We start from the raw sequence: 20,712 nt of genomic DNA, 5'->3' as shown, positions 1-20,712 counted from the left end.
AGAATCATCACATTTGCCGTCGATGCCGCGAATCACCTTGATTCTGCCAGAAACGACGTTCTAACGCGATGGCGCCCCGATGACGGGACAAATTCGAAAAAAGATTTGCGTTGCCGGGCGACGAATGGCAAGCCCGTGAGCCTATCGAGGAAAGTCTCCGCATGCGAATGTCCACAGCTCATTTGTCGATACTAGCCGCAATTGCGGCCTTTTTGCCGCTGACCGTCGCCTCTGACGTCGCCGCCGAAGCGCTGAAGCCCTTCAAGGATGAACTGTTTTCCAGCCAGACGGTCATCGAAAGCCATGACAATGGCGCCTTCCAGACGATCGACTATCAGGAAATGCGCGACATCAACGGCCGCGACCAGATCCCGGAAAAGCGGGTCAAGCCGGCCTATGTCGAAACTGGCGTGCGCTGGAAAGCGCAACAGGACGAGACCTTGCCGCTTGGCGATCGCAAGCTCGATGTCACGCGCATCGGCCCGGCATCCGGACAGGCTTTCACGGTGATCTTCATCCATGGCCGCGGCGGCGACCGTCGGCTGGGGTCGAACGACTACACCTTCGGCGGCAACTTCAACCGGCTGAAGAACCTCGCCTACAACAATGGCGGCACCTATTATGCCCCGAGCGTCAAAAGCTTCGACAGCAATGGCGTCGACGATATCGCAGCCTTGATCCGCTATTCCTATGAGAAGTCGGGTGGCAAGCCGGTGATCCTCACCTGTGCCTCCATGGGTAGCTTCGTCTGCTGGGGCATCACCCGCGATGCCGAGAGCGTCAAACGCCTGAAGGGCATGGCGATCTTGAGCGGCGTGACCGATCCTGACTTTACCAAGAGCGCTTTCTACAAGGCGAAACTGCCGGTCTGGTTCACCCATGGCAGCAAGGATCCGGTCTATGCCGCCGCCGACCAGGAAACGCTGTTCGAAAAACTCTACAAGACGCATTATCCGACGCGGTTCACGCTGTTTGCGACCGGCAATCACGGCACACCGGTTCGCATGACCGACTGGCGGAAGGTGCTGAACTGGATCCTTGATCCGCAGCCGTCATAGGTCTTTTCGGAAAAATTTCGGTTTATTTTCGCAAAAGCGATTTTTAAACGATTTTAAGTCGTTCCGAGGAGCACCGTTAACTTTTCTTTCCCTCTCACTTTTGTTAGTGCGGCAGCACATGAATGAAGGGGAGATGAGGAATGACGAAGCAAATACGGCCGCTGTTGGCGGGGAACTGGAAGATGAACGGCACGCGTGCCAGCCTCGACCAGATCAAGGCGATCGCGGAAGGGGTGAAGGCGCCTCTGTCGGAAAAGATCGACACGCTGCTCTGCCCGCCGGCAACGCTCCTCTATGTCGCAACGGCACTTTGCGATGACAGCCCGCTGGCGATCGGCGCGCAAGACTGCCATCAACTGGTCAGCGGCGCTCACACCGGTGATATTTCCGCCGAGATGATTGCCGATTGCTTTGGCACCCACGTCCTCGTCGGCCACTCGGAACGCCGCAGAAACCACGCGGAAAGCGACGCATTGGTGCGCGCCAAGGCGGAAGCGGCCCTCAATGCCGATTTGACCGCGATCGTCTGCATCGGCGAGACGGCGGAAGAGCGCGACAATGCTCAGACTCTTGACGTGCTCAAGCGCCAACTCGCCGGTTCGGTTCCCGACGGTTCCGTCTCGGAAACGACCGTCATCGCCTATGAGCCCGTCTGGGCGATCGGCACGGGTAAGGTTCCAACGCGTGCCGATGTCGAGGAGGCCCACGCCTTCATCCGCGGCGAACTCGTGGAACGCTTCGGCGAGGACGGCAAAAAGTTCCGTCTTCTCTACGGCGGCTCGGTCAGCGGCGCGAATGCGGCGGACCTGCTGTCGGTCGCAAATGTCAACGGTTTGCTCGTCGGTGGGCAAAGCTTGAAAGCCGTCGACTTCCTCGCCATCTATGGCGCATTCGAACTGCAGTTCGCCTGAAGGCCCCACTTGCCTGAATTCCAATCTTAAAAGGGCTTGGAATAGGCGATAGCCTCATGTAAAGAGCCGCGAGCTTTTCTTTTTGATTGATGCCCGCGCCCGTGGGCAGGACTGGACCTATGCAAACCGTATTGCTTGTCATCTATCTCATGATTGTTGTCGCCCTTATCGGCGTTGTGCTGATTCAGCGCTCGGAGGGCGGTGGCCTGGGCATTGGCGGTGGATCAGGCTTCATGTCGGCGCGCGGCACGGCCAATGCGCTGACGCGCACCACGGCAATCCTGGCGGCCCTGTTCTTCGCACTGGCGCTCGGCATGAACGTGCTCTCGCGCTTCGAGGGACGTCCGACGGATATTCTGAACCGTATTCCGAGCACATCGGGCCAGGGCAACGGCATTCTCGATTCGCTGGGCGGCCAGAATGGCGCAACCCCGGCAGCTGGCCAGTCGCAGCCCGCCAATAACAGCGGCGTTCCGAACAGCGGCGCAGTTGCTCCGCAGTCCCAGACGACGCAGCCCGCTCCGGCAGCGACCACGCAGCAGGCCCCGGCCGCTACCGGTCAGCAGACGGCGCCGGCTACCACGACGCCTGCCCAGAGCGGCAACGGCGTTCCGACCGGCAACTAAGCCCGGTCGCATATCATCCTCCGGCAGGTCTTCGGATCTGCCGGTTTTGTTTTGTCGAAATTCCGTGTTCTGTGTCCAAAATTCCGGAAACGAATTTTAGGGCTGGCAGAATCGTTTGTTAAAAGGTATCCGGTGACTCCCATGGCGCGATATGTATTCATCACTGGCGGCGTGGTTTCTTCCCTCGGAAAAGGAATTGCGGCCGCGGCTCTCGGAGCGTTGTTGCAGGCCCGTGGTTATCGGGTCCGCCTGCGCAAACTCGACCCCTATCTGAACGTGGATCCGGGCACGATGAGCCCGACCCAGCACGGCGAGGTCTTCGTGACCGACGACGGCGCGGAAACCGACCTCGATCTCGGCCACTACGAGCGCTTCACCGGTCGCTCGGCCACCAAGACCGACAACATCACCACCGGTCGCATCTACAAGAACATCATCGACAAGGAACGTCGTGGCGACTATCTCGGCGCGACTGTCCAGGTCATTCCGCATGTGACCAACGAGATCAAGGACTTCGTCATCGAAGGCAATGACGAGTATGATTTCGTCATCTGCGAGATCGGCGGCACGGTCGGCGATATCGAAGCGATGCCATTCATGGAAGCGATCCGCCAGCTCGGCAACGATCTGCCACGCGGCACCGCGGTCTATGTTCACCTGACGCTGATGCCCTATATTCCGGCGGCCGGCGAGCTGAAGACCAAGCCGACCCAGCATTCCGTCAAGGAACTGCAGGCGCTTGGCATTCATCCCGACATCCTGCTGGTGCGCGCCGACCGGGAAATCCCCGAGGCTGAGCGCCGCAAGCTTTCGCTGTTCTGCAACGTCCGTCAGTCCGCCGTCATCCAGGCACTCGATGTTGCGAATATCTACGACGTGCCGATGGCCTACCATAAGGAAGGCCTCGACAACGAAGTGCTGGCCGCGTTCGGCATCGAGCCGGCGCCGAAGCCGCGCCTCGATCAGTGGGAAGAAGTCTGCAATCGCATCCGCACGCCGGAAGGCGAGGTGACGATCGCCATCGTCGGCAAATATACCGGCCTGAAGGATGCCTATAAGTCGCTGATCGAAGCGCTGCATCACGGTGGGATCGCCAATCGCGTCAAGGTCAACCTCGAATGGATCGAGTCGGAGGTCTTCGAAAAGGAAGACCCGGCGCCGTATCTCGAAAAGGTCCACGGCATTCTCGTGCCCGGCGGCTTTGGTGAACGCGGCTCCGAAGGCAAGATCCTGGCGGCGCGCTTTGCCCGCGAGCGCAAGGTGCCGTATTTCGGCATCTGCTTCGGCATGCAGATGGCCGTCATCGAAGCGGCGCGCAACCTTGCCGGCGTTGAACATGCCTCATCCACCGAATTCGGCCCGACCGATGAACCGGTGGTCGGTCTGATGACGGAATGGCTCAAGGGCAACGAGCTGCAGAAGCGCACGAAATCCGGCGATCTCGGCGGGACGATGCGCCTCGGCGCCTATAAGGCCGCGTTGAAGAAGGGCACGAAGATTTCCGAAATCTACGGCTCGACCGATATTTCCGAGCGCCATCGCCACCGCTACGAAGTCAATATCGACTACAAGGATCGGCTGGAAGATTGCGGCCTCATCTTCTCCGGCATGTCGCCGGACGGCATTCTGCCCGAAACGGTCGAATATCCCGATCATCCCTGGTTCATCGGCGTTCAGTACCACCCGGAACTGAAGTCACGCCCGCTCGAACCGCATCCGCTGTTCTCGAGCTTCATCGAAGCTGCGACGGAACAGAGCCGTCTGGTTTAGTAGCTGAAAATCGCTTGCGGTAGTCACTTGGACTGACCGCAAGCTTTTCCCGAAAATGATGACGCATCGTGGCGAGCGAACCAAAACCGCTTGCGACGGCAACATCGTCCAGCGATCTCGCCGTCTCTTTTTCAAGAAGATCGCGAGCATATCTCAATCTCTCAGCGAGAAGCCATTCGCCCGGCGCCATGCCGGTCGTCGCTTCGAAACGACGCTGAAATGTCCGCACGCTCATTCCGGCACGTTCAGCCAACGTGACGATCGGCTGCTCCTCTTGCAGCCTCTGGCGCATCCAGTCGAGCAACGGACCTAGTCTGGCCCCCTCGCGCTGACGCAACACCGGCGTTTCAATATATTGGGCCTGACCGCCTTCGCGATGGGGAGGCACCACGAGCCGGCGCGCTACGCTGTTTGCCGCCTCCGGCCCAAAGTCTCTGCGGACAACGTGGAGACAAAGATCGATCGCCGCGGCACTTCCGGCCGCGGTCAGAACAGCACCCTCGTCGACATACAGTACATCCGCATCGACGGTGACATCGGGATAGCGAGCGGCAATGGCATCGACATAGCGCCAATGCGTCGTCGCCTTCCGCCCCGCCAGCAATCCAGCGGCAGCGAGAACGGCAACGCCCGAGCACAGCGACATGACGCGAGCGCCGCGATCACTGGCAGCCTGCAGCGCGGTGATCAACGGCTCGGGAACGGGAGAGGCTATTCCGCGCCAACCGGGAGCGATGATCAGATCGGCTTCCCGCAGAATATCAAGACCGTGATCGACCTGGATTCGCAGGCCACCGGCGGCACGCAGAGGACCATCCTCGATGCCGCAAACAGAGAAGCGATACCAATCCTCTCCCATCTCCGGTCGTGGCAAACCGAAGATTTCGCAGGCAACGCCGAATTCGAAAGTGCAGAGCCCGTCATAGACAAGAGCGACGACATGCGGACCGCGAAGAACGGGAGTGGAGGTGTTTGGCATGATTTTTACGCTATATGGCATTTCAGCCAATTTCAACAGGGAGATGCTCGCGGCATGAATGTTCCCGCAACACCAACGCAGGAGCCTTTTATGTCCAGCCGTGTCAGTGAAATACCCGCCGCTTCTCCCAACGCGGTCGCCGAATATTACGCCCAGAAACTAGCATTCGAAACGGATTGTTCCGATGTCCAGCTATCCATCACCTCGGGAAATGCCGACTTCGTCCTGCTCGACGTTCGCGGGCCATCTCTGTTCGAACAGCAACATATACCCGGCGCAATCAACCTGCCGCATGGCAAGATGACAGCGAGAAGAATGGCGGAATGGCCGGATGATACGCTCTTTGTCGTCTACTGCGCCGGCCCGCATTGCAACGGAACCGACAAGGCGGCCTTGCGGCTTGGCACGCTTGGCAAGCGCGTCAAAGTCATGATCGGCGGCATGACGGGCTGGGCAGACGAGGAGTTAACTTTCGAGCGAGGGTAGGGCGTCAACGGAAGGCAGCCCGGTTCTCGCCGGGCTTCTATTTTGCACCGCAAAAAAAATTCCGCCCCTACGTCATTTGACTGTCGCGCTGTTCCCATTTCCATGGCAATTTGCCGGTAAGCACATTGGGAACAAAAGTATGATACTCAATCCATTTGACGACCGGATCGAGCGGTCGAAGACCAAGATCGCCGTCACCTATATTATCTTGATTGCGTTCAACATCGCCGCCTGGATTTGGGCATGGGTTGCCTTCTCCGACAGGCCGTCGCTGCTGGGCACCGCGTTTCTGGCCTATATGTTCGGCCTCAGGCATGCGTTCGATGCCGACCACATCGCCGCCATCGACAATGTGGTGCGCAAGCTGATGCAGGAGAAGAAGCAGCCCTACGCCGTCGGCTTCTTCTTCTCGCTCGGCCATTCCAGCATCGTCGTGCTCGCCTCGATCTTCATTGCCGCGACGGCGGCTGCGATGCAGGGACAGTTCGAATCGTTCCACGATATCGGCGGCGTTATCGGCACGACGGTCTCGGCCGTCTTCCTGCTTCTCATCGGTGTAGCCAACCTGTTCGTGCTCAAGGGCGTCTGGTCGGCCTTCAGCCGGGCAAGACGGGGCGAGAAGATCGCTGACGAGGATCTCGACGCGCTTCTGGCAGGTGGCGGCTTTCTCGCGCGCATCTTCCGCCCGATGTTCAAGGTGGTGACGCGCTCCTGGCATATGTATCCGATCGGCTTCCTTTTCGGCCTCGGCTTCGATACGGCAACGGAAATCGGTCTGCTCGGCATTTCGGCGGCGCAGGCGGCGCAAGGCATGTCCTTCTGGACGATTCTCATCTTCCCGGCGCTGTTCACGGCCGGCATGTCGCTGATGGATACCATCGACAGCACATTGATGACCGGCGCCTATGGCTGGGCGTTCATCAAGCCGGTGCGCAAGCTCTGGTACAATCTGACGATCACCGCCGCGTCGGTCGTCGTCGCGATCTTCATCGGCGGCATCGAGGCGATAGGGCTGATCTCCGATAAGCTCGGCCTTGAAGGCGGTGTCTGGAGCTTCATCGGCAATCTCAACGACAATCTTGCCAATTTCGGCTTCGCGATCGTCGGCATCTTCCTTTTGAGCTGGCTGGTTTCGACTGTCCTCTACAAGGCCGGGGGCTACGATAACTTGCAGATCAACCGCTCCTGACGCATCATCGGCTCCAGGGATCGAGAATGCCGCGACTGGAGATCGTCGTCCTCGGCCTTGGTTACATGCGAGGAGGGGGCACAATCATGATCCGGACAAGCGATATTCTCGGCGTTGTGCTGGCTGCAGGTGTTCTCTGCGCCATCAGCGTCGGGTCGGCCTCTGCGCAAGCCGCCGCGAACTGCTCGCTGCGGCCGGCGGTCAGCGCCGAGCGACAGACCCTGAATTGCGAACCGGGGCTTAGCATTACCGTCGAACGCGGGGCACGCTACCGGCTTGCGGACCGGAATCGCGACGGTCAGGTGGATGCTATCGTGCTCAACAGCAAGGCAGCATTGGTCGATGTCGACAGCAGTCGCGTTCAAGGCGGGTTCGAAGTGGTGACGCCGCAGGCGATAGCAGCCGTCCGGGGCACGCGATGGGCGGTCGATGCGCAGCATGGCAAGACATCCGTGCTGGTGCTGCGCGGCCGTGTCGCCGTCAACAAGGTTTCGACAGGGCAAGGCGTTACGCTCGGGCAATGGCAGGGCGTTGATGCTGACCGCGGCCGCTCTCCGCTGCATGTCACGCGCTGGGGACAACCGCGCATAAACGCATTGATGGCCCGTCTCGGCCAGTGAGATCCTGACGCCCATGCGCAGACCGCCGCTCCAGACGCTGATCGCGCTTGTCTTGACCGCCGTCTGGGGTCTGGGCCTCGGTATCACTCATCTGCGCGGTGATATTCCCTTCATCGACGGCGCCGAGGCGACGCTGACGAACCTCAGGAATGCCGTCGGTGGCAGCCGCCAGCCGCCCGATATCGTCACCATTGTTGCCATCGACGACGAGGCGTCACGGGCGGCTGGACGCTACCCGTTGCCCCGCGCCAGCCTCGCCACAATCATAGATGCGATCGCCGCGTTAGGGCCGAAAGCCATCGCGCTCGACATGCTTCTGGTCGATCCGGGCGATGAAGCCGGCGATGCGGCGCTGGAGCAATCGCTCAGGCGAACCAATATCGTATTGGCCGCCGCCGGCATCTTTCCGGAAAGCCGCCAGCGCGTCACCGACGACAGCAAGGAACCTCTCGCCCGCGTGCCCAGCGCGCTGCAATTCCTGGAGCCGCAGCAGCGCTTCGCGGAGGCTGCGAGCTATGGCGTCGTGAATGTGCAGACCGACAAGACGGGAACGCCGCGTTTCGTGCCCATGCTGTTTCGCAGCGGTGATCGGATCGAACCTTCCTTCTCGCTGCGCGTCGTTTCGGCGGCGACCGGCGAACACCCGACGGTCATTTCCGACCACATCAAGATCGGCGACCGTTCGGTGCATACCGATACCGGCTATCTGATGCCGCTCTCGTTCTATGGTCCGCGCGGCACGATCCGCACCATCAGCGCCAGCGCGGCACTGAACGGACAATTGCCGGAGCAGGCGATCAGGGATCATATCGTCGTCATCGGCGCAACCGTCACCGGCGGCGGCGATGTCTTTCCCACTCCCTTCGATCCGGTACTGCCGGGTGTCGAAGTCATCTCCACCTCGATCACGCATCTGGTCGCCGGCGACGGCCTCATCCGCGACCGCGGCGTGCGTCTCATCGACCTCTATTTCGCCGTCGGCCTGCCGCTCGTCATCGTCAGCCTGCTTGCCTGGCGGCGCAACACCATCGGCCTGATCATGGCGCTCTGCGTCGCCCTTGCCTGGCTGGGGATCAACCTCAGCGCCTTCAAGCACGGGATATGGCTAAGTGCCGCCTTGCCGATCGCGGCGACAGTGCCGCCGGCGCTGCTTTTCGGTGCGGCGCAACTTTGGCTCGGCCGCAGGCAGGCCGGGCGCTTTGCCGAGCAGAGCGAACGCCTGCAGCGCATCCAGGCGCCCGGTCTTGCCGAACATCTTGCCCACGACCCCAGCTTTCTCGCGGAGCCAGTGCATCAGGAGGCAGCGGTGGTCTTCATCGACATCAACGGCTTTACGGGCCTCAGCGAGGCGATCGGCCCAGCCGCCGTGCGCGAGCTGCTGAATGGTTTCTACAATCTCGTCGACGAGGAGGTGACAGCCAGCGGCGGCGCCATCACCAGCTTCATGGGAGACGGCGCGATGATCCTTTTCGGCCTGCCGCAGCCGAAGCGAACCGATCCCGCCAATGCGGCGCGCTGTTGTATTCGCCTCGCCGACCGGATGAGAGGCTGGCTCGGCACGCTGCCGGAGGCGACCGCTTCGCGCATCGGCTTCAAGATCGGCGCGCATTTCGGCACCATCGTCGCCTCAAGACTCGGTGGTGAAGGCCGTCAGCAGATCACCGCGACCGGCGACACGGTCAATGTTGCCAGCCGACTGATGGAAGTGGCCGCCCGCAATCAGGCCGAGATCGCCATCAGCAACGACCTACTGCATTCTGCCGGACACGACAGCCTGCCCTATATCGAAGGCAGGCTCGAAGGTCCGCTCGAAACAAGCGTGCGCGGCCGCGCCGGATCCCTGGTGATATGGCTCTGGCGCAGCCATGCATGATCCGGAACGCCCTTAATATTTCAGGCTCTATCCGCGCCACATTGGGATGATGGAGATCACGAGCAAACAGGCGAGCGAGGCATTGAGCACGCGCCATTGCCATGCTGTTTTCAGCAAGCGTCCGAGCATTTGCCCGAGGACGCACCAGACCGCTAGCGAGAAAGCGGCGACAAGGCAGAAGGTCGCCCCGAGCAGGATCGCCAAGGTGGCAGGGCTGCTCGCCAGGGCGGCGAAAGAGGCGGCCGCGCCAACGGTCATCGCCCAGCCCTTGGGATTATACCAGAGCATCCAGACGCCGGCGGCAAAGCTGGTGGGCTTCACCATATCGCCGGAAAGATGCGGCGGACCGCTGCGGCCGATCCGGATGGCAAGCCAGATCAGGTAGAGCGATCCCAGCGCTTTCATCGCGATCTGCAATGCGGGCAGGGCCGTCAACAGGCCTCCGAGCCCGGCCGCTGCGGCGCAGGCGATCGAGCCAAGACCGATGGCGCAGCCGGCCATGACGGGGATCGACCGGCGAAAGCCGAAATGCGCGCCGGATGCGGTCGCAAGCGTCGTGGCACCGCCGGGCGTGATGGTCGAGATCAGAGCAAAGAAGATCAGGGGCAAGAGGGCATCGATGGTCATGCGGGGCAATCTCCGTTTTCAACGGAGACATAGGCGAATCGCGGCCATCATAAGAACGAATGTTGAAGGGGTGGTGCATTAGCATCTATAATGGATGGATGAGCCGGAACTTCGATATTGCCCTGATCAGAACCTTCGTCGCCGTCGCTGACCACGGCAGCATGACGATTGCCGCCAATACGCTGCACATGACGCAGGGTGCCGTCAGCCAACAGATCAAACGGCTGGAGGATATGCTTGGCTGTACCTTGTTCGAGCGGGAGAAGCGCGGATTGCGGCTGACGAATGCAGGAGAGCGACTGCTCGGCAATGCGCGCCGACTGTTGATTCTCAATGACGATATCTGGGCCGACATGACGGAGAGTACAGTCGAAGGCAGCGTGCGGCTCGGCGTGCCCTATGATCTGATCGGAACGACGCTGGCGCCGGTTCTCAAATCCTATGCCGAACGTCATCCGCAGGTGGAGATTTCGCTGGTCTGCGCCTCATCGCCGGAACTGATGCGGGCACTCGACGATGGCAGCATCGATCTCGGCATCGTGGAAGAACCGCTCGGCTCGTCGACGGGGGAATGCCTGGCGATCGACCGGCTGGTCTGGGTCGGTGCCAGAGCGGGCAATGCCTACCGCAAAGATCCGCTGCCGATTTCGATGGTGGCCGACACTTGCGCCTTCCGGCCATCTGTCTTCGCTGCACTCGCCGATGATAGACGTCGCTGGCGAACAGTATTCGAGAACGGCAATATCGAAGCGACGACCGCAACGGTCCGAACCGACCTTGCGGTTACCGCTTGGCTCGCCTCCACCGTTCCGGCAGATCTCGATATTCTCGGAACCAGTGACGGCCTGCCGGAGCTGCCGGTCTTCTCCGTCAACCTCCATTTGCCGAAAAGCGAAGCAACGCCTCCCGCCACTGAGCTTGCCCGCCACATCCGCGAGGGGCTGATGCGGCCGCGACAGGTCACGGCCGCATGAGATATATTTGTTACGCAGCCTTCGGCAACGGGCCGACGTAACGTGACTGCGGGCGGATCAAACGGCCGTCCAATGTCTGCTCGCGCGCATGGGCAATCCAGCCGACCGTGCGGCCGATCGCAAAGACGCCGGTGAAGGCGTTGCGCGGAAAGCCGAGAGCGTCAAGCAGCAGCGCCGTGTAGTACTCGACATTGACATCGAGGGGACGATCCGGCTTGCGCTCCTTGAGGAGTGCAAGTGCCGCAGTTTCGATCGCCTCGGCGAGCGCGATGCGACCGGCGTCCGCCTGACCACTTGTGAAAATCGGCTTGAGCGCTGTCTTCAAGGCATCGGCGCGCGGATCGCGGACGCGGTAGATGCGGTGGCCGAAGCCCATCAGCCGCTCACCATGATCAAGCGCCTGCGACAGCCAGGCCCGCGCGTTGGCCGGCTCGCCGACGGCGTCGAACATGTCGAGCACCGGGCCGGGCGCGCCACCATGCAGCGGTCCCTTGAGAGCGCTGATCGCAGCCAGCACCGACGAAGTCAGGCCAGCATGGGTGGAGGCGATGACGCGGGAGGCGAAGGTGGAAGCGTTCAGGCCATGGTCGGAGATCGTCACTAGATAGGCGTCGAGGCCGGCTGTCTGCTCTGATGTCGGGCGCTTGCCTGTCAGCATGCGCAAGATGTCGGCCGCCTGCGACAGCGAGGCGTCGGGCTTGATCGGCGTCTCACCGTTCTGAAGGCGCAGCACGGCGGGCAGGAAAACAGCCGGTGCCGCCATCAGGTGGATGGCGGTCGCGAAATCCTCGCCGTCCTCGATGCGGGCGAGCAATGCCCGAACGGCCTCGACCGGCGGCAGGGTCAACAACACCGGATCGGCGGCGCCGACATGCGCGAACAACTCTACGCGAGCCGCGCCCAGCTGCGTCTTGATGCTTGCAGCATCGGCATGCTCCTCGAACAGACCGTCGAGCAGCAGCGCTGCGACATCCTCGAAACGGCTCGTCGCCACCAGATCGTCCAGCGACACGCCGCGAATGATCAGCCGGCCGGCAGCGCCGTCGACATCGGACAGCTTGGTTTCGGCAGCAATGACATCTTCAAGACCACTTTTCATCATCATTCTCCTTTGACTATGCGTTTAGATCAGTCCTATTTTCATTGACGTCAATCTTGACGGAATTGATCAATGTGAGGATTTATGAGCTGGCTGACGGCGGAGCAGGCGCTGACCCTGCTGGGCACAAAAACGCAGACGTTGTACGCCAATGTCAGCCGTGGCCGCATCCGTGCAAAGCCCGATCCGGCGGATACGCGGCGCAGCCTCTACTACACCGATGACGTCAAACGGCTGGCGGCGCGCCATGCCGGACGGCGCAAGACAGAGACGGTGGCGGCCGAGGCGATCCAATGGGGTGATCCGGTGCTGCCTTCGGCACTGTCGACGGTTTCAGACGGTCGGCTGTTCTATCGCGGGCGGGATGCGGCCGGGCTTGCCGACCATGCGACACTGGAGGAAATCGTGGTCCTGCTCTGGGATATGAAGCGGCCTCTGCGGCTGGAAGGGCAGGGTGGCGATAGACGATTGCCCGCCCTGAGCGCTGCCTTTTCTGCCCTTGCCGGGCGCGCCACGACGGACCTGCCTTCGCTTGGACGCTCGCTGCCGGCGCTGCAGAACGAAGCCGAAAGCGTGTTCGGCACCGTTGCGGTAGCACTGGCACCGGGGGCGTCGACGCTGCCGTTGCATGAACGCCTGGCAACGGCTTGGGAGAGACCGGATGCAAGCGACCTCATCCGCCGCTGCCTGGTTCTCTTTGCCGATCACGAACTCAACGCCTCGACCTTCACGGCGCGGATCACCGCTTCCGCCGGAGCGACGCTGTCAGCCGCCGCACTTTCCGGTCTTGCAACCCTGACTGGGCCGCTGCATGGCGGCGCGTGGCAAAGCGTGCGCTCGCTGGTCACCCGTGCCGCCGCGATCGGGGCGGAGGAGGCGGTGCGCGGCTATCTGGCGGAAGGCCGACCGGTGCCGGCGGTCGGGCATCCCTTCTATCCGGATGGCGACGCGCGCGCCAAGGCGCTGCTCTCATGCTTTAACCTGCCGCCTTTGTTCGCAGAGGTTCGGAGCGTAGCCGAAGACCTCGTTGGAGAACGTGTCAATGTCGACTTTGCGCTGACGGCGATGACGTCAGCCTATCATCTGCCTGAGGACGCGCCGATGATCATCTTCGCGCTTGCCCGCACGGTCGGCTGGCTGGCGCATGCCATGGAACAGTCGACAAGCGGTCATCTCATCCGGCCGCGCGCGCGTTATGTCGGCCCGCCGGTCGAGTGACAGACGGCCTCGATATTGTGTCCGTCTGGATCGAGGATGAAGGCGCCGTAGTAGTTGGGGTGATAGTGCTGCCGGATGCCGGGAGGCCCATTGTCCAGCCCTCCGGCGGCAAGGGCAGCCTCGTAGAACCGATCTACGGCCGCTCTGTCCTCAGCCGTGAAGGCAATGTGAGCGCTGGTTTGCGGCAGGTCTCGCTGCCCTATCCAGAAGAAGGCCTTTGGCCTGATCCCATATCCGGCAAACGTCGCGCCTTCGGCGTATAGGCGCTCTATGCCGAGGGGAAGCAAAGCCTTGTCGTAGAAGGCCTTCGACCGTTCGACATCGCTCACTCCGATTGTGACGTGATCCAGCATATTGGCTCCAGAGATGGTCTATGCCGATAGCATCGCAGCCTGCCAGCGCCAGGCAATATCACAGATGCGTGAGCACTGCATTTTTCGCTCTGATCCCGCGCGGCTGCATAGCTCGCCCGTCATTTGTTCATTGGCAAAGACGGCTAAATGTCTTTATTGAGATTTCAACCGATACAAATCCTTCCTTGGGAGACTGAAACATGCAAATCGGAATGATTGGCCTTGGCCGTATGGGCAGCAACATGGTGCAGCGTCTGATGAAGGGCGGCCATACCGCCGTCGTTCTCGACGCGCGTCCGGAAAGCGTCGCGACCCTTGAGCAACTCGGCGCCACCGGTAGCACCTCGCTCCAAGATTTCGTATCGAAGCTCGCCCGTCCCCGTGCTGTCTGGCTCATGCTGCCGGCTGCGATCGTCGACCAGGAGCTTACAGCACTCCTTCCGTTGCTCGACGAGGGTGATATCGTCATCGACGGTGGCAACTCCTATTACCATGACGACATCCGCCGTGCCGAGGAACTGAAATCCAAGGGCATCCATTATGTCGACGTTGGCACCAGCGGCGGCGTCTTCGGCCTGCAGCGCGGCTATTGCCTGATGATCGGCGGCGAAAAGGATACCGTCGAACACCTGTCGCCGATCTTCGCAACGCTCGCACCGGGCGTCGGCGACGTTCTTCCCTCGCCGATGCGCTCCGAAGAAGCCGCAAACGCCAGCACGGCCGAGCAGGGCTACCTGCATTGCGGCCCCTCCGGCGCCGGCCACTTCGTCAAGATGGTCCATAACGGCATCGAATACGGCCTGATGGCTGCCTATGCCGAAGGCTTCAACGTGCTGCGTCATGCCAATGTCGGCAAGCAGACCACCGAAGCCGACGCGGAAACCGCGCCGCTGTCCCATCCACAATACTACCAGTACGACCTCGACATTGCCGAAATCAGCGAAGTTTGGCGCCGCGGCAGCGTCATCACCTCCTGGCTGCTCGACCTCACCGCCGACGCGCTGCATGGCGATGCCGCCCTGTCGCAATATGCCGGCCGCGTTTCGGATTCGGGCGAGGGCCGCTGGACCATCTCGGCCGCGATCGACGAAGGTGTCCCGACGCCGGTGCTCAGCGCCGCCCTCTACGGCCGCTTCGCCTCGCGCGGCAATGACGACTATGCTAACAAGGTGCTGTCGGCCATGCGCGCAGGCTTCGGCGGCCACCACGAGAAGCCGGTCAAGTAATCGCTTTACAGTTTTGATGACATTCGTGCCGGGCGGCTCAAACTGCCCGGCATTTTTGTATTCGGTTTAACCCAGCAAGTCTGGGCGCAACAGAAGAACCTGGCATGGGGAGCCGGCAGCAAGTTCGGGCACATGCGGCGGGCGGATGATAAGGCAATCCGAGCGGGAAAAGACCTTCATCATCGATGAATCCTGCTTGGAGAAAGGCTCTGCCAACCAAGAGCCGTCGGCGGCTTTCGTCAGCGTCGCGCGGACATAGTCCTGACGTTGATCATTAGCCTTGAGGGGTATGGCAGCCAGGGCCGTAGCCTCGCGCTTCACCGGCGGTAGAGACGCCAGCTTGCGGATCAGTGGTTCCAGGAACAACAGTCCGCAGACGAGGCTGGAGACCGGGTTGCCGGGCAGCCCGAGCACATGGGTTTCGCCGAGGCTACCGACCATCAGCGGCTTGCCGGGGCGCATGGCGATCCGCCAGAAATCGAGCTGCATTCCCGCTTCAATGAGCGTCGCCTGCACCAGATCGTGATCGCCGACGGAGGCCCCGCCGAGCGTGACGATGACATCCGCCTTCGCCACCTGCGCCCGGCCGATCGCGGCGGTAATTTCCGCCTTGTCGTCTGGGACGATACCGAGATCGAGCACATGCGCGCCGGCGCTGCGGGCAAGTGCGGCGATCCCGAAGGTGTTCGACGCGATGATCTGCGAGGGGCCGGGCTCGGCTCCGGGCGTCACCAACTCATCGCCCGTCGCAAGGATCGCCACCAGCGGGCGGCGATAAACATCGAGCGCCGGATGGCTCATGGCGGCGGCAACTGTTAGTCGCGAGAAATCCATCACCGTGCCGACCGGAAGCACGACTTCACCCTCGGCAAAATCTTGGCCGCGCGGGCGGATATGCTGCCCCTTGCGCAGAGGGTAAGTCGTGCGAATGCGACCATCCTCCGGCCGTTCGGCATCTTCCTGCAGCAACACAGTATCGGTTCCAGCAGGAACCGGCGCACCGGTGAAGATACGCACCGTTTCGCCCTTGCCGACCGCACCTTCGAAAGCATGGCCAGCGGCGGAAGCGCCGATCACGGTCAATTCCGCGCCCGGCTCGGCGGCATCCTCGAAACGCAGCGCATAGCCATCCATCGCCGAGGCGTCGAAGGGCGGCTGTGTAAGACGCGCGGAGAGATCCTTGGCGAGAACCCGGCCCTCGGCGAGATCAAGTGTCACGCTTTCGATGCGATGGAGCGGCGTTGCGCTGTTCAGCAGCCGCGCCTGGGCGTCAGCTACGGGTAAAAGGCTCATGCGTCAGGCCTCCGGGTAACGGAAATCGCCGGATTTGCCGCCGGATTTCTCCAATAATCTGATGCCGCCGATCTCCATCGTCCTGTCGGCAGCCTTGGCCATGTCGTAGATGGTGAGGCAGGCGATGGACACCGCCGTCAGCGCTTCCATCTCCACACCAGTGCGGCCGGTGAGCTTTGCGGTGGCGGTGACCCGCAAGCCGGGCAGGGCGTCGTCTTCGGCAATATCGACCGTGACCTTGGTCAGCATCAGCGGATGGCAGAGCGGGATGAGATTGGCGGTCTGCTTGGCGGCCATGATGCCGGCGAGCCTTGCAGTTCCGATGACATCACCCTTCTTGGCGTTGCCTTCGCGAATAAGCGCCAGCGTTTCCGGCTTCATCACCACATGGCCTTCGGCGGTGGCGATGCGGACCGTCTCGGCCTTGTCGCCGACATCGACCATATGCGCCTCGCCGGAAGCGCCGATATGGGTGAGGCCGGTTTTCTCCGTGCTCATCTTACTCGGCCGCGACGGCGCCGGGTTCGCCGGTCAGCAGCAGGCGTGTCGCCGCCGCCACGTCGTCCTTGCGCATCAGGCTTTCGCCGACGAGGAACGTTGTGATATCAACGGCTTCGAGCCGCTTGCAGTCAGCATGGGTGAAGACGCCGCTTTCGCCCACCAGCAACCAATCTTTGGGAACCATAGGTGCCAGGGCTTCGCTGACCGTCAGGCTGACCTCGAAGGTGCGTAGATTGCGGTTGTTGATGCCGATCAGCGGCGAGGACAGCTTCAGCGCCCGCTCCATCTCCTCGGCATCGTGCACTTCGACCAACACATCCATGCCAAGGCCAAAGGCCTCGTCCTGCAGGCGCTCGGCATCACTGTCGGAGAGCGAGGCCATGATCAGGAGGATGCAGTCGCCGCCCCAGGCGCGCGCTTCATGCACCTGATAGGTCTCGAACATGAAATCCTTGCGCAATGCCGGCAGCGAACAAGCCGCGCGGGCAGCGCTCAGGAATTCCGGCGCACCCTGGAAGCTCGGGCTATCCGTCAAGACGGAGAGGCAGGCAGCACCTCCCACTTCATAGGCCTTGGCGAGGGCAGGCGGGTCGAAATCGGGGCGGATCAGGCCCTTCGAGGGGCTGGCCTTCTTGATTTCAGCGATCAGGCCGAAGGAGCCGGCATTCTTCTTGGCGAGCAGCGCCTTGTGGAAGCCGCGCGGCGCGGACTGGCCGGCCTGCATCGCCTTGAGATCGGCAAGCGAGACCTTGGCCTTGGCGGCGGCGATCTCCTCGCGCTTGTAGGCTTCGATCTTCTGGAGGATATCGGTCATGACGTCCTGAACCTATTCTTCGGCGTTGGAGACGGCGATCAGCTTTTCCAGTGCAGCGGCGGTCGCGCCGCTATCGAGCGACTGGGCCGCGAGCTTCATGCCATCATGAAGCGTTTCCGCCTTGCCGGCAATCACCAGGGATGCTGCCGCGTTCGCAAGCGAAATATCGCGATAGGCATTCTTTTCACCGCTGAGCACGGCGCGGAGCGCTGCCGCGTTGGCAACGCCGTCACCGCCCTTGAGATCGGCAAGATCGGCATGCGCAAGACCGAAATCTGCCGGCGTCAGTTCGAAGGTACGGATCTTCCCGTCTTCGACTGCCGCGACCGAGGTCGCGCCAGTCGTGGTGATCTCATCGAGGCCATTACCGTGCACAACCCATACGCTTTCGGCATTCAGGTCCTTCAGCACCTCTGCGAGCGGCACGACCCACTCCGGTGCGAAGACGCCGAGCAATTGCCGACGGGCGCCAGCGGGGTTCGACAACGGTCCCAATAGGTTGAAGATCGTACGGGTGCCGAGTTCGACGCGCGAAGGGCCGACATGGCGCATCGAGGAATGATGCAGTTGCGCGAACATGAAGCCGATACCCGCTTCACGAATGCACCGGGCGATCGTTTCGGGACCGATATCGAGTTTGATGCCCAGCACGGATTGCGTGTCGGCCGTGCCAGCCTTGGAACTCTGAGCGCGATTGCCGTGCTTTGCCACCGGCACGCCTGCACCGGCAACGATAAACGCCGCAAGCGTCGAAATGTTGTAGGTGCCAAAGCCATCGCCGCCGGTGCCGACGATATCGATCGCATCCGCCGGCGCTTCCACCGGCAACATCTTGGCACGCATCGCCGTGACGGCGCCGACGATTTCGCCGACCGTCTCGCCACGCACGCGTAGCGCCATCAGGAAAGCGCCGATCTGCGAGGGCGTGGCTTCACCCGACATCAAAATCTCGAATGCCTGACGGGCTTCGTCCCGCGTCAGCACCTCGCGATTGGCGACCTTGGCAAGAAAGGGTTTCAGTTCAGCCATCGGCTATCGATCCTCCCGACCGGGCTAGCGAGACATCGCCTGTTCGGCGAGGTTCTGGTTGACCGTGACGGTGTATTTCGACTGCAGGTCGGCAACGATCTGGTCGAGAATGTCGTCACCGGCAGCGTTGGCAATCTGGGCCGCCTGCTGATCCTGGTTGCTCAGCGCATCGGTCGTCGGATTGTTGTTGACGTCGGTGACCTTCAGCAGGATCTGCGTGGTGTCGTCGGCGCCGATAGCATTGGCGGCCGTATCGACCGGACCGGAAAAGGCGGCGGCAACACCAGCACGTCCAAGGACCGGATCGTCCGTCGTGCGCGTCACGTCAGCCTTGCTTTCGACGGCAATGCCGAGCGGGGCGGCGATATCGGCAAGCGACTTGCCCTTTTGTGCTTCCTGCTTCAGTTCGGCGGCCTTGGCGGCGAGCGCGATCTTCTGCTGTTCGGCAGTCCAGTCGACAACGGCTTTTTCACGGACTTCGGCAAGCGGGCGGTCGCGGTCGGGGGTGATGCCCAGAACATCATACCAGACGTAACCGTCGTTACCGACCGTCAGGGACGCGGCATTGCTGCCCTGGTCCGCCTTGAAGACTTCACCGAGCAATTGCTGCCTGGCGGGCAGATCCTTGATCTCGTTGCCGGCCTGGTCGAGCCCGGCCGAATCGATTGCATCCACCGTTACCGCCTTCAGGTTCAGCTGCTGAGCAGCCTCCTGCAAGGATACGCCGGAGCCGCGCAGATCTTCGAACTTATCGTGGATGCTGGTGATGTCACTGGCGGCGGCGCTGAGCGCGATCTGCTTGCGGATATCTTCCTTGACGTCCTCGAAGTTCTTCGCGGTCTCGTCCTTGACGTTGGTCACGCGCAGAATCACCGGGCCGAATGAACCGGAGACGACGGGCGTCGTGCCGCCTTCCTTGGTAACGGCAAAGGCTGCCTGCGCGAGCGTCTGATCCGGAACCTGATCCTTGATGAAGGTGCCGAGCAGCACGTCGGCCGGCTTCTTGCCCTGGTCGGTGACGAGCTGATCGAAAGTCGTTCCGGTCTTCAGCGCATCCGAGGCCGCATTTGCGAGGTCCTTGTTGGCGAAGGTCAGCTGCTCGATCGTGCGCGTTGCCGGTGTGGTGAAGCTATTCTTGCGCTTCTCGAATTCGGCACGAGCGGCATCGTCGGTGACGCTTGCCGTATCGGCGATATCTTCCGCCTGGAGCTTCACATAGGAAAATTTGCGATATTCGGGAGCGCGATACTTCGACTTGACCCCATCGAACCATTTCGACAGCACGTCGTCTGCCGGAGCCTTAATCGGATCGATATTGGCATTGGTCAGCAGCAGATAGTCGATGCTGCGGCTTTCGTCGTGATACTGCTTGACGGCATCGACCAGAGTCTTCGGCGCGACAAAGCCGTTGGAGACGGCTTCCACGATCTGGCTACGGACCGCGACCTTGCTGCGCTCCTTGATATAATCGTCGGGATTGATGCTGCTGTTGCGCAGCAAGCTCTCGAACTTCTGACGATCGAAGGTGCCGTTCAGCGCCTTGAAGGCTGGATCGTCGCCGATGAGCTGGGCGAGGCGATCCTGCGACAGGCCGAGGTTCATATCGCTGGCGAGCTGGTCGAGCGAGGCGCCGGCCACAAGCTGCGCGACGGTCTGCTGCGCGATACCGAAGGCGCGTGCCTGTTCCGGCGTGATCTGCATGCGCAGCTGCTGGCTGATCGCCTGGATCTGACGACGATAGGCAAGGCGGAATTCGTTGGTATCGATCTTCTGATCACCGACGGTCACGACGGCATTACTGCTCCCTCCCGTCACCATTCGGCTTTCGATGCCCCATATGCTGAAAGCAGCAATCAGAAGCACGAAGATACCCTTGGCAACCCAGGTCTTGGCCAGTTTTCTCAACACATCGAACATCGGAAGGCAAACCTCGTCATCAATACCCTCTTCGCCCACGGGCGAAGCAATCGGAGTTCCTTAGAGCAATCCGAAACGGAATTGAAGAGCTACCAAGGAAATCAACCGGGCGAGGCACTAAAGCTCCGGAACCTTTACCCAGGATTGAC

At 61.6% G+C, this 20,712-nt stretch carries 20 protein-coding genes; 11 read left to right on the top strand and 9 right to left on the bottom strand.

Going from position 1 to position 20,712, the window contains the following annotated elements:
- The first annotated feature begins 161 nt into the window (after positions 1-161).
- The 4 genes from AC1RO0_RS01480 to pyrG all read left to right on the top strand — a co-directional run bounded on the left by AC1RO0_RS01480 (position 162) and on the right by pyrG (position 4,365).
- Positions 162-1,058, top strand: coding sequence for a dienelactone hydrolase family protein (locus AC1RO0_RS01480; protein WP_498591201.1), 897 nt, complete (start codon positions 162-164; stop codon positions 1,056-1,058).
- A gap of 140 nt (positions 1,059-1,198) precedes the next feature.
- Entirely contained in the window at positions 1,199-1,969 is a 771-nt protein-coding gene (tpiA, locus tag AC1RO0_RS01475) for a triose-phosphate isomerase (RefSeq protein WP_498591200.1), read from the top strand.
- Between the two features lie 119 nt (positions 1,970-2,088).
- The gene (gene secG / locus AC1RO0_RS01470) at positions 2,089-2,595 is read left to right on the top strand and encodes a preprotein translocase subunit SecG (protein ID WP_498591199.1); all 507 of its coding nucleotides are present in this window, start codon (positions 2,089-2,091) and stop codon (positions 2,593-2,595) included.
- A 141-nt stretch (positions 2,596-2,736) separates the two neighbouring features.
- The gene (gene pyrG / locus AC1RO0_RS01465; RefSeq protein WP_498591198.1) at positions 2,737-4,365 is read left to right on the top strand and encodes a CTP synthase; all 1,629 of its coding nucleotides are present in this window, start codon (positions 2,737-2,739) and stop codon (positions 4,363-4,365) included.
- Here the strand turns inward: pyrG and ftrA are convergent.
- Positions 4,328-5,365 carry a transcriptional regulator FtrA gene (ftrA, locus tag AC1RO0_RS01460; protein ID WP_498591197.1) on the bottom strand — a complete coding sequence of 346 codons (1,038 nt, stop codon included), beginning with the start codon at positions 5,363-5,365 and terminating at the stop codon, positions 4,328-4,330. The genes pyrG and ftrA overlap by 38 nt on opposite strands.
- 69 nt (positions 5,366-5,434) lie before the next feature.
- On the opposite strand from ftrA, the gene AC1RO0_RS01455 reads away from it, so the two are divergent.
- From AC1RO0_RS01455 to AC1RO0_RS01440, 4 genes are all read left to right on the top strand, one after another.
- Positions 5,435-5,830 (top strand): rhodanese-like domain-containing protein, encoded by a 396-nt coding sequence (locus AC1RO0_RS01455; RefSeq protein WP_498591196.1) that lies wholly within the window; start codon positions 5,435-5,437, stop codon positions 5,828-5,830.
- 139 nt (positions 5,831-5,969) lie between these two features.
- Positions 5,970-7,019: a HoxN/HupN/NixA family nickel/cobalt transporter gene (locus tag AC1RO0_RS01450; RefSeq protein WP_498591195.1), complete on the top strand. Its 1,050-nt coding sequence runs from the start codon at positions 5,970-5,972 to the stop codon at positions 7,017-7,019.
- Positions 7,020-7,105: 86 nt separating this feature from the next.
- Positions 7,106-7,639, top strand: a complete 534-nt coding sequence (locus AC1RO0_RS01445) for a FecR domain-containing protein (RefSeq protein WP_498591194.1) — start codon at positions 7,106-7,108, stop codon at positions 7,637-7,639.
- A gap of 13 nt (positions 7,640-7,652) precedes the next feature.
- A complete protein-coding gene (locus tag AC1RO0_RS01440; RefSeq protein ID WP_498591193.1) occupies positions 7,653-9,512 on the top strand; it encodes a CHASE2 domain-containing protein in 1,860 nt (619 codons plus the stop codon).
- A gap of 27 nt (positions 9,513-9,539) precedes the next feature.
- On the opposite strand, the gene AC1RO0_RS01435 is transcribed toward AC1RO0_RS01440, so the two are convergent.
- The gene (locus tag AC1RO0_RS01435) at positions 9,540-10,139 is read right to left on the bottom strand and encodes a LysE family translocator (RefSeq protein ID WP_498591192.1); all 600 of its coding nucleotides are present in this window, start codon (positions 10,137-10,139) and stop codon (positions 9,540-9,542) included.
- 98 nt (positions 10,140-10,237) lie between these two features.
- Between AC1RO0_RS01435 and AC1RO0_RS01430 the strand changes: the two genes are divergently transcribed.
- Positions 10,238-11,113, top strand: a complete 876-nt coding sequence (locus AC1RO0_RS01430; protein ID WP_498591191.1) for a LysR family transcriptional regulator — start codon at positions 10,238-10,240, stop codon at positions 11,111-11,113.
- Between the two features lie 10 nt (positions 11,114-11,123).
- Here the strand turns inward: AC1RO0_RS01430 and AC1RO0_RS01425 are convergent, their stop codons facing one another.
- Positions 11,124-12,212 (bottom strand): citrate synthase/methylcitrate synthase, encoded by a 1,089-nt coding sequence (locus tag AC1RO0_RS01425; protein WP_498591190.1) that lies wholly within the window; start codon positions 12,210-12,212, stop codon positions 11,124-11,126.
- Between the two features lie 84 nt (positions 12,213-12,296).
- On the opposite strand from AC1RO0_RS01425, the gene AC1RO0_RS01420 reads away from it, so the two are divergent.
- Entirely contained in the window at positions 12,297-13,430 is a 1,134-nt protein-coding gene (locus AC1RO0_RS01420) for a citrate synthase (RefSeq protein WP_498591189.1), read from the top strand.
- Here AC1RO0_RS01420 and AC1RO0_RS01415 read toward each other — a convergent pair.
- Complete coding sequence (locus AC1RO0_RS01415) at positions 13,406-13,783, bottom strand: VOC family protein (protein WP_498591188.1); 378 nt, start codon at positions 13,781-13,783, stop codon at positions 13,406-13,408. The two genes, AC1RO0_RS01420 and AC1RO0_RS01415, sit on opposite strands and share 25 nt — an antisense overlap.
- A gap of 200 nt (positions 13,784-13,983) precedes the next feature.
- On the opposite strand from AC1RO0_RS01415, the gene gnd reads away from it, so the two are divergent.
- A complete protein-coding gene (gene gnd / locus AC1RO0_RS01410) occupies positions 13,984-15,009 on the top strand; it encodes a phosphogluconate dehydrogenase (NAD(+)-dependent, decarboxylating) (protein ID WP_498591187.1) in 1,026 nt (341 codons plus the stop codon).
- Between the two features lie 66 nt (positions 15,010-15,075).
- Here gnd and AC1RO0_RS01405 read toward each other — a convergent pair whose 3' ends face one another.
- Genes AC1RO0_RS01405 through AC1RO0_RS01385 form a run of 5 tightly spaced genes read right to left on the bottom strand, consistent with a single transcriptional unit; the run spans position 15,076 to position 20,563 of the window.
- Positions 15,076-16,302, bottom strand: a complete 1,227-nt coding sequence (locus AC1RO0_RS01405) for a molybdopterin molybdotransferase MoeA (RefSeq protein ID WP_498591186.1) — start codon at positions 16,300-16,302, stop codon at positions 15,076-15,078.
- Positions 16,303-16,305: 3 nt separating this feature from the next.
- Entirely contained in the window at positions 16,306-16,800 is a 495-nt protein-coding gene (moaC, locus tag AC1RO0_RS01400; RefSeq protein WP_498591185.1) for a cyclic pyranopterin monophosphate synthase MoaC, read from the bottom strand.
- A gap of 1 nt (position 16,801) precedes the next feature.
- On the bottom strand, positions 16,802-17,617 hold the full coding sequence (trpC, locus tag AC1RO0_RS01395) for an indole-3-glycerol phosphate synthase TrpC (RefSeq protein WP_498591184.1): 816 nt from the start codon (positions 17,615-17,617) through the stop codon (positions 16,802-16,804).
- Positions 17,618-17,629: 12 nt separating this feature from the next.
- Complete coding sequence (trpD, locus tag AC1RO0_RS01390) at positions 17,630-18,646, bottom strand: anthranilate phosphoribosyltransferase (RefSeq protein ID WP_498591183.1); 1,017 nt, start codon at positions 18,644-18,646, stop codon at positions 17,630-17,632.
- A gap of 24 nt (positions 18,647-18,670) precedes the next feature.
- A complete protein-coding gene (locus tag AC1RO0_RS01385; protein WP_498591182.1) occupies positions 18,671-20,563 on the bottom strand; it encodes a peptidylprolyl isomerase in 1,893 nt (630 codons plus the stop codon).
- Positions 20,564-20,712: the final 149 nt, after the last annotated feature.

This window comes from Rhizobium sp. GW821-FHT14E12, assembly GCF_058803745.1.
The sequence above is the reverse complement of the archived record's forward strand: the minus strand, read 5'-3'. Positions and strand labels throughout refer to the sequence as shown.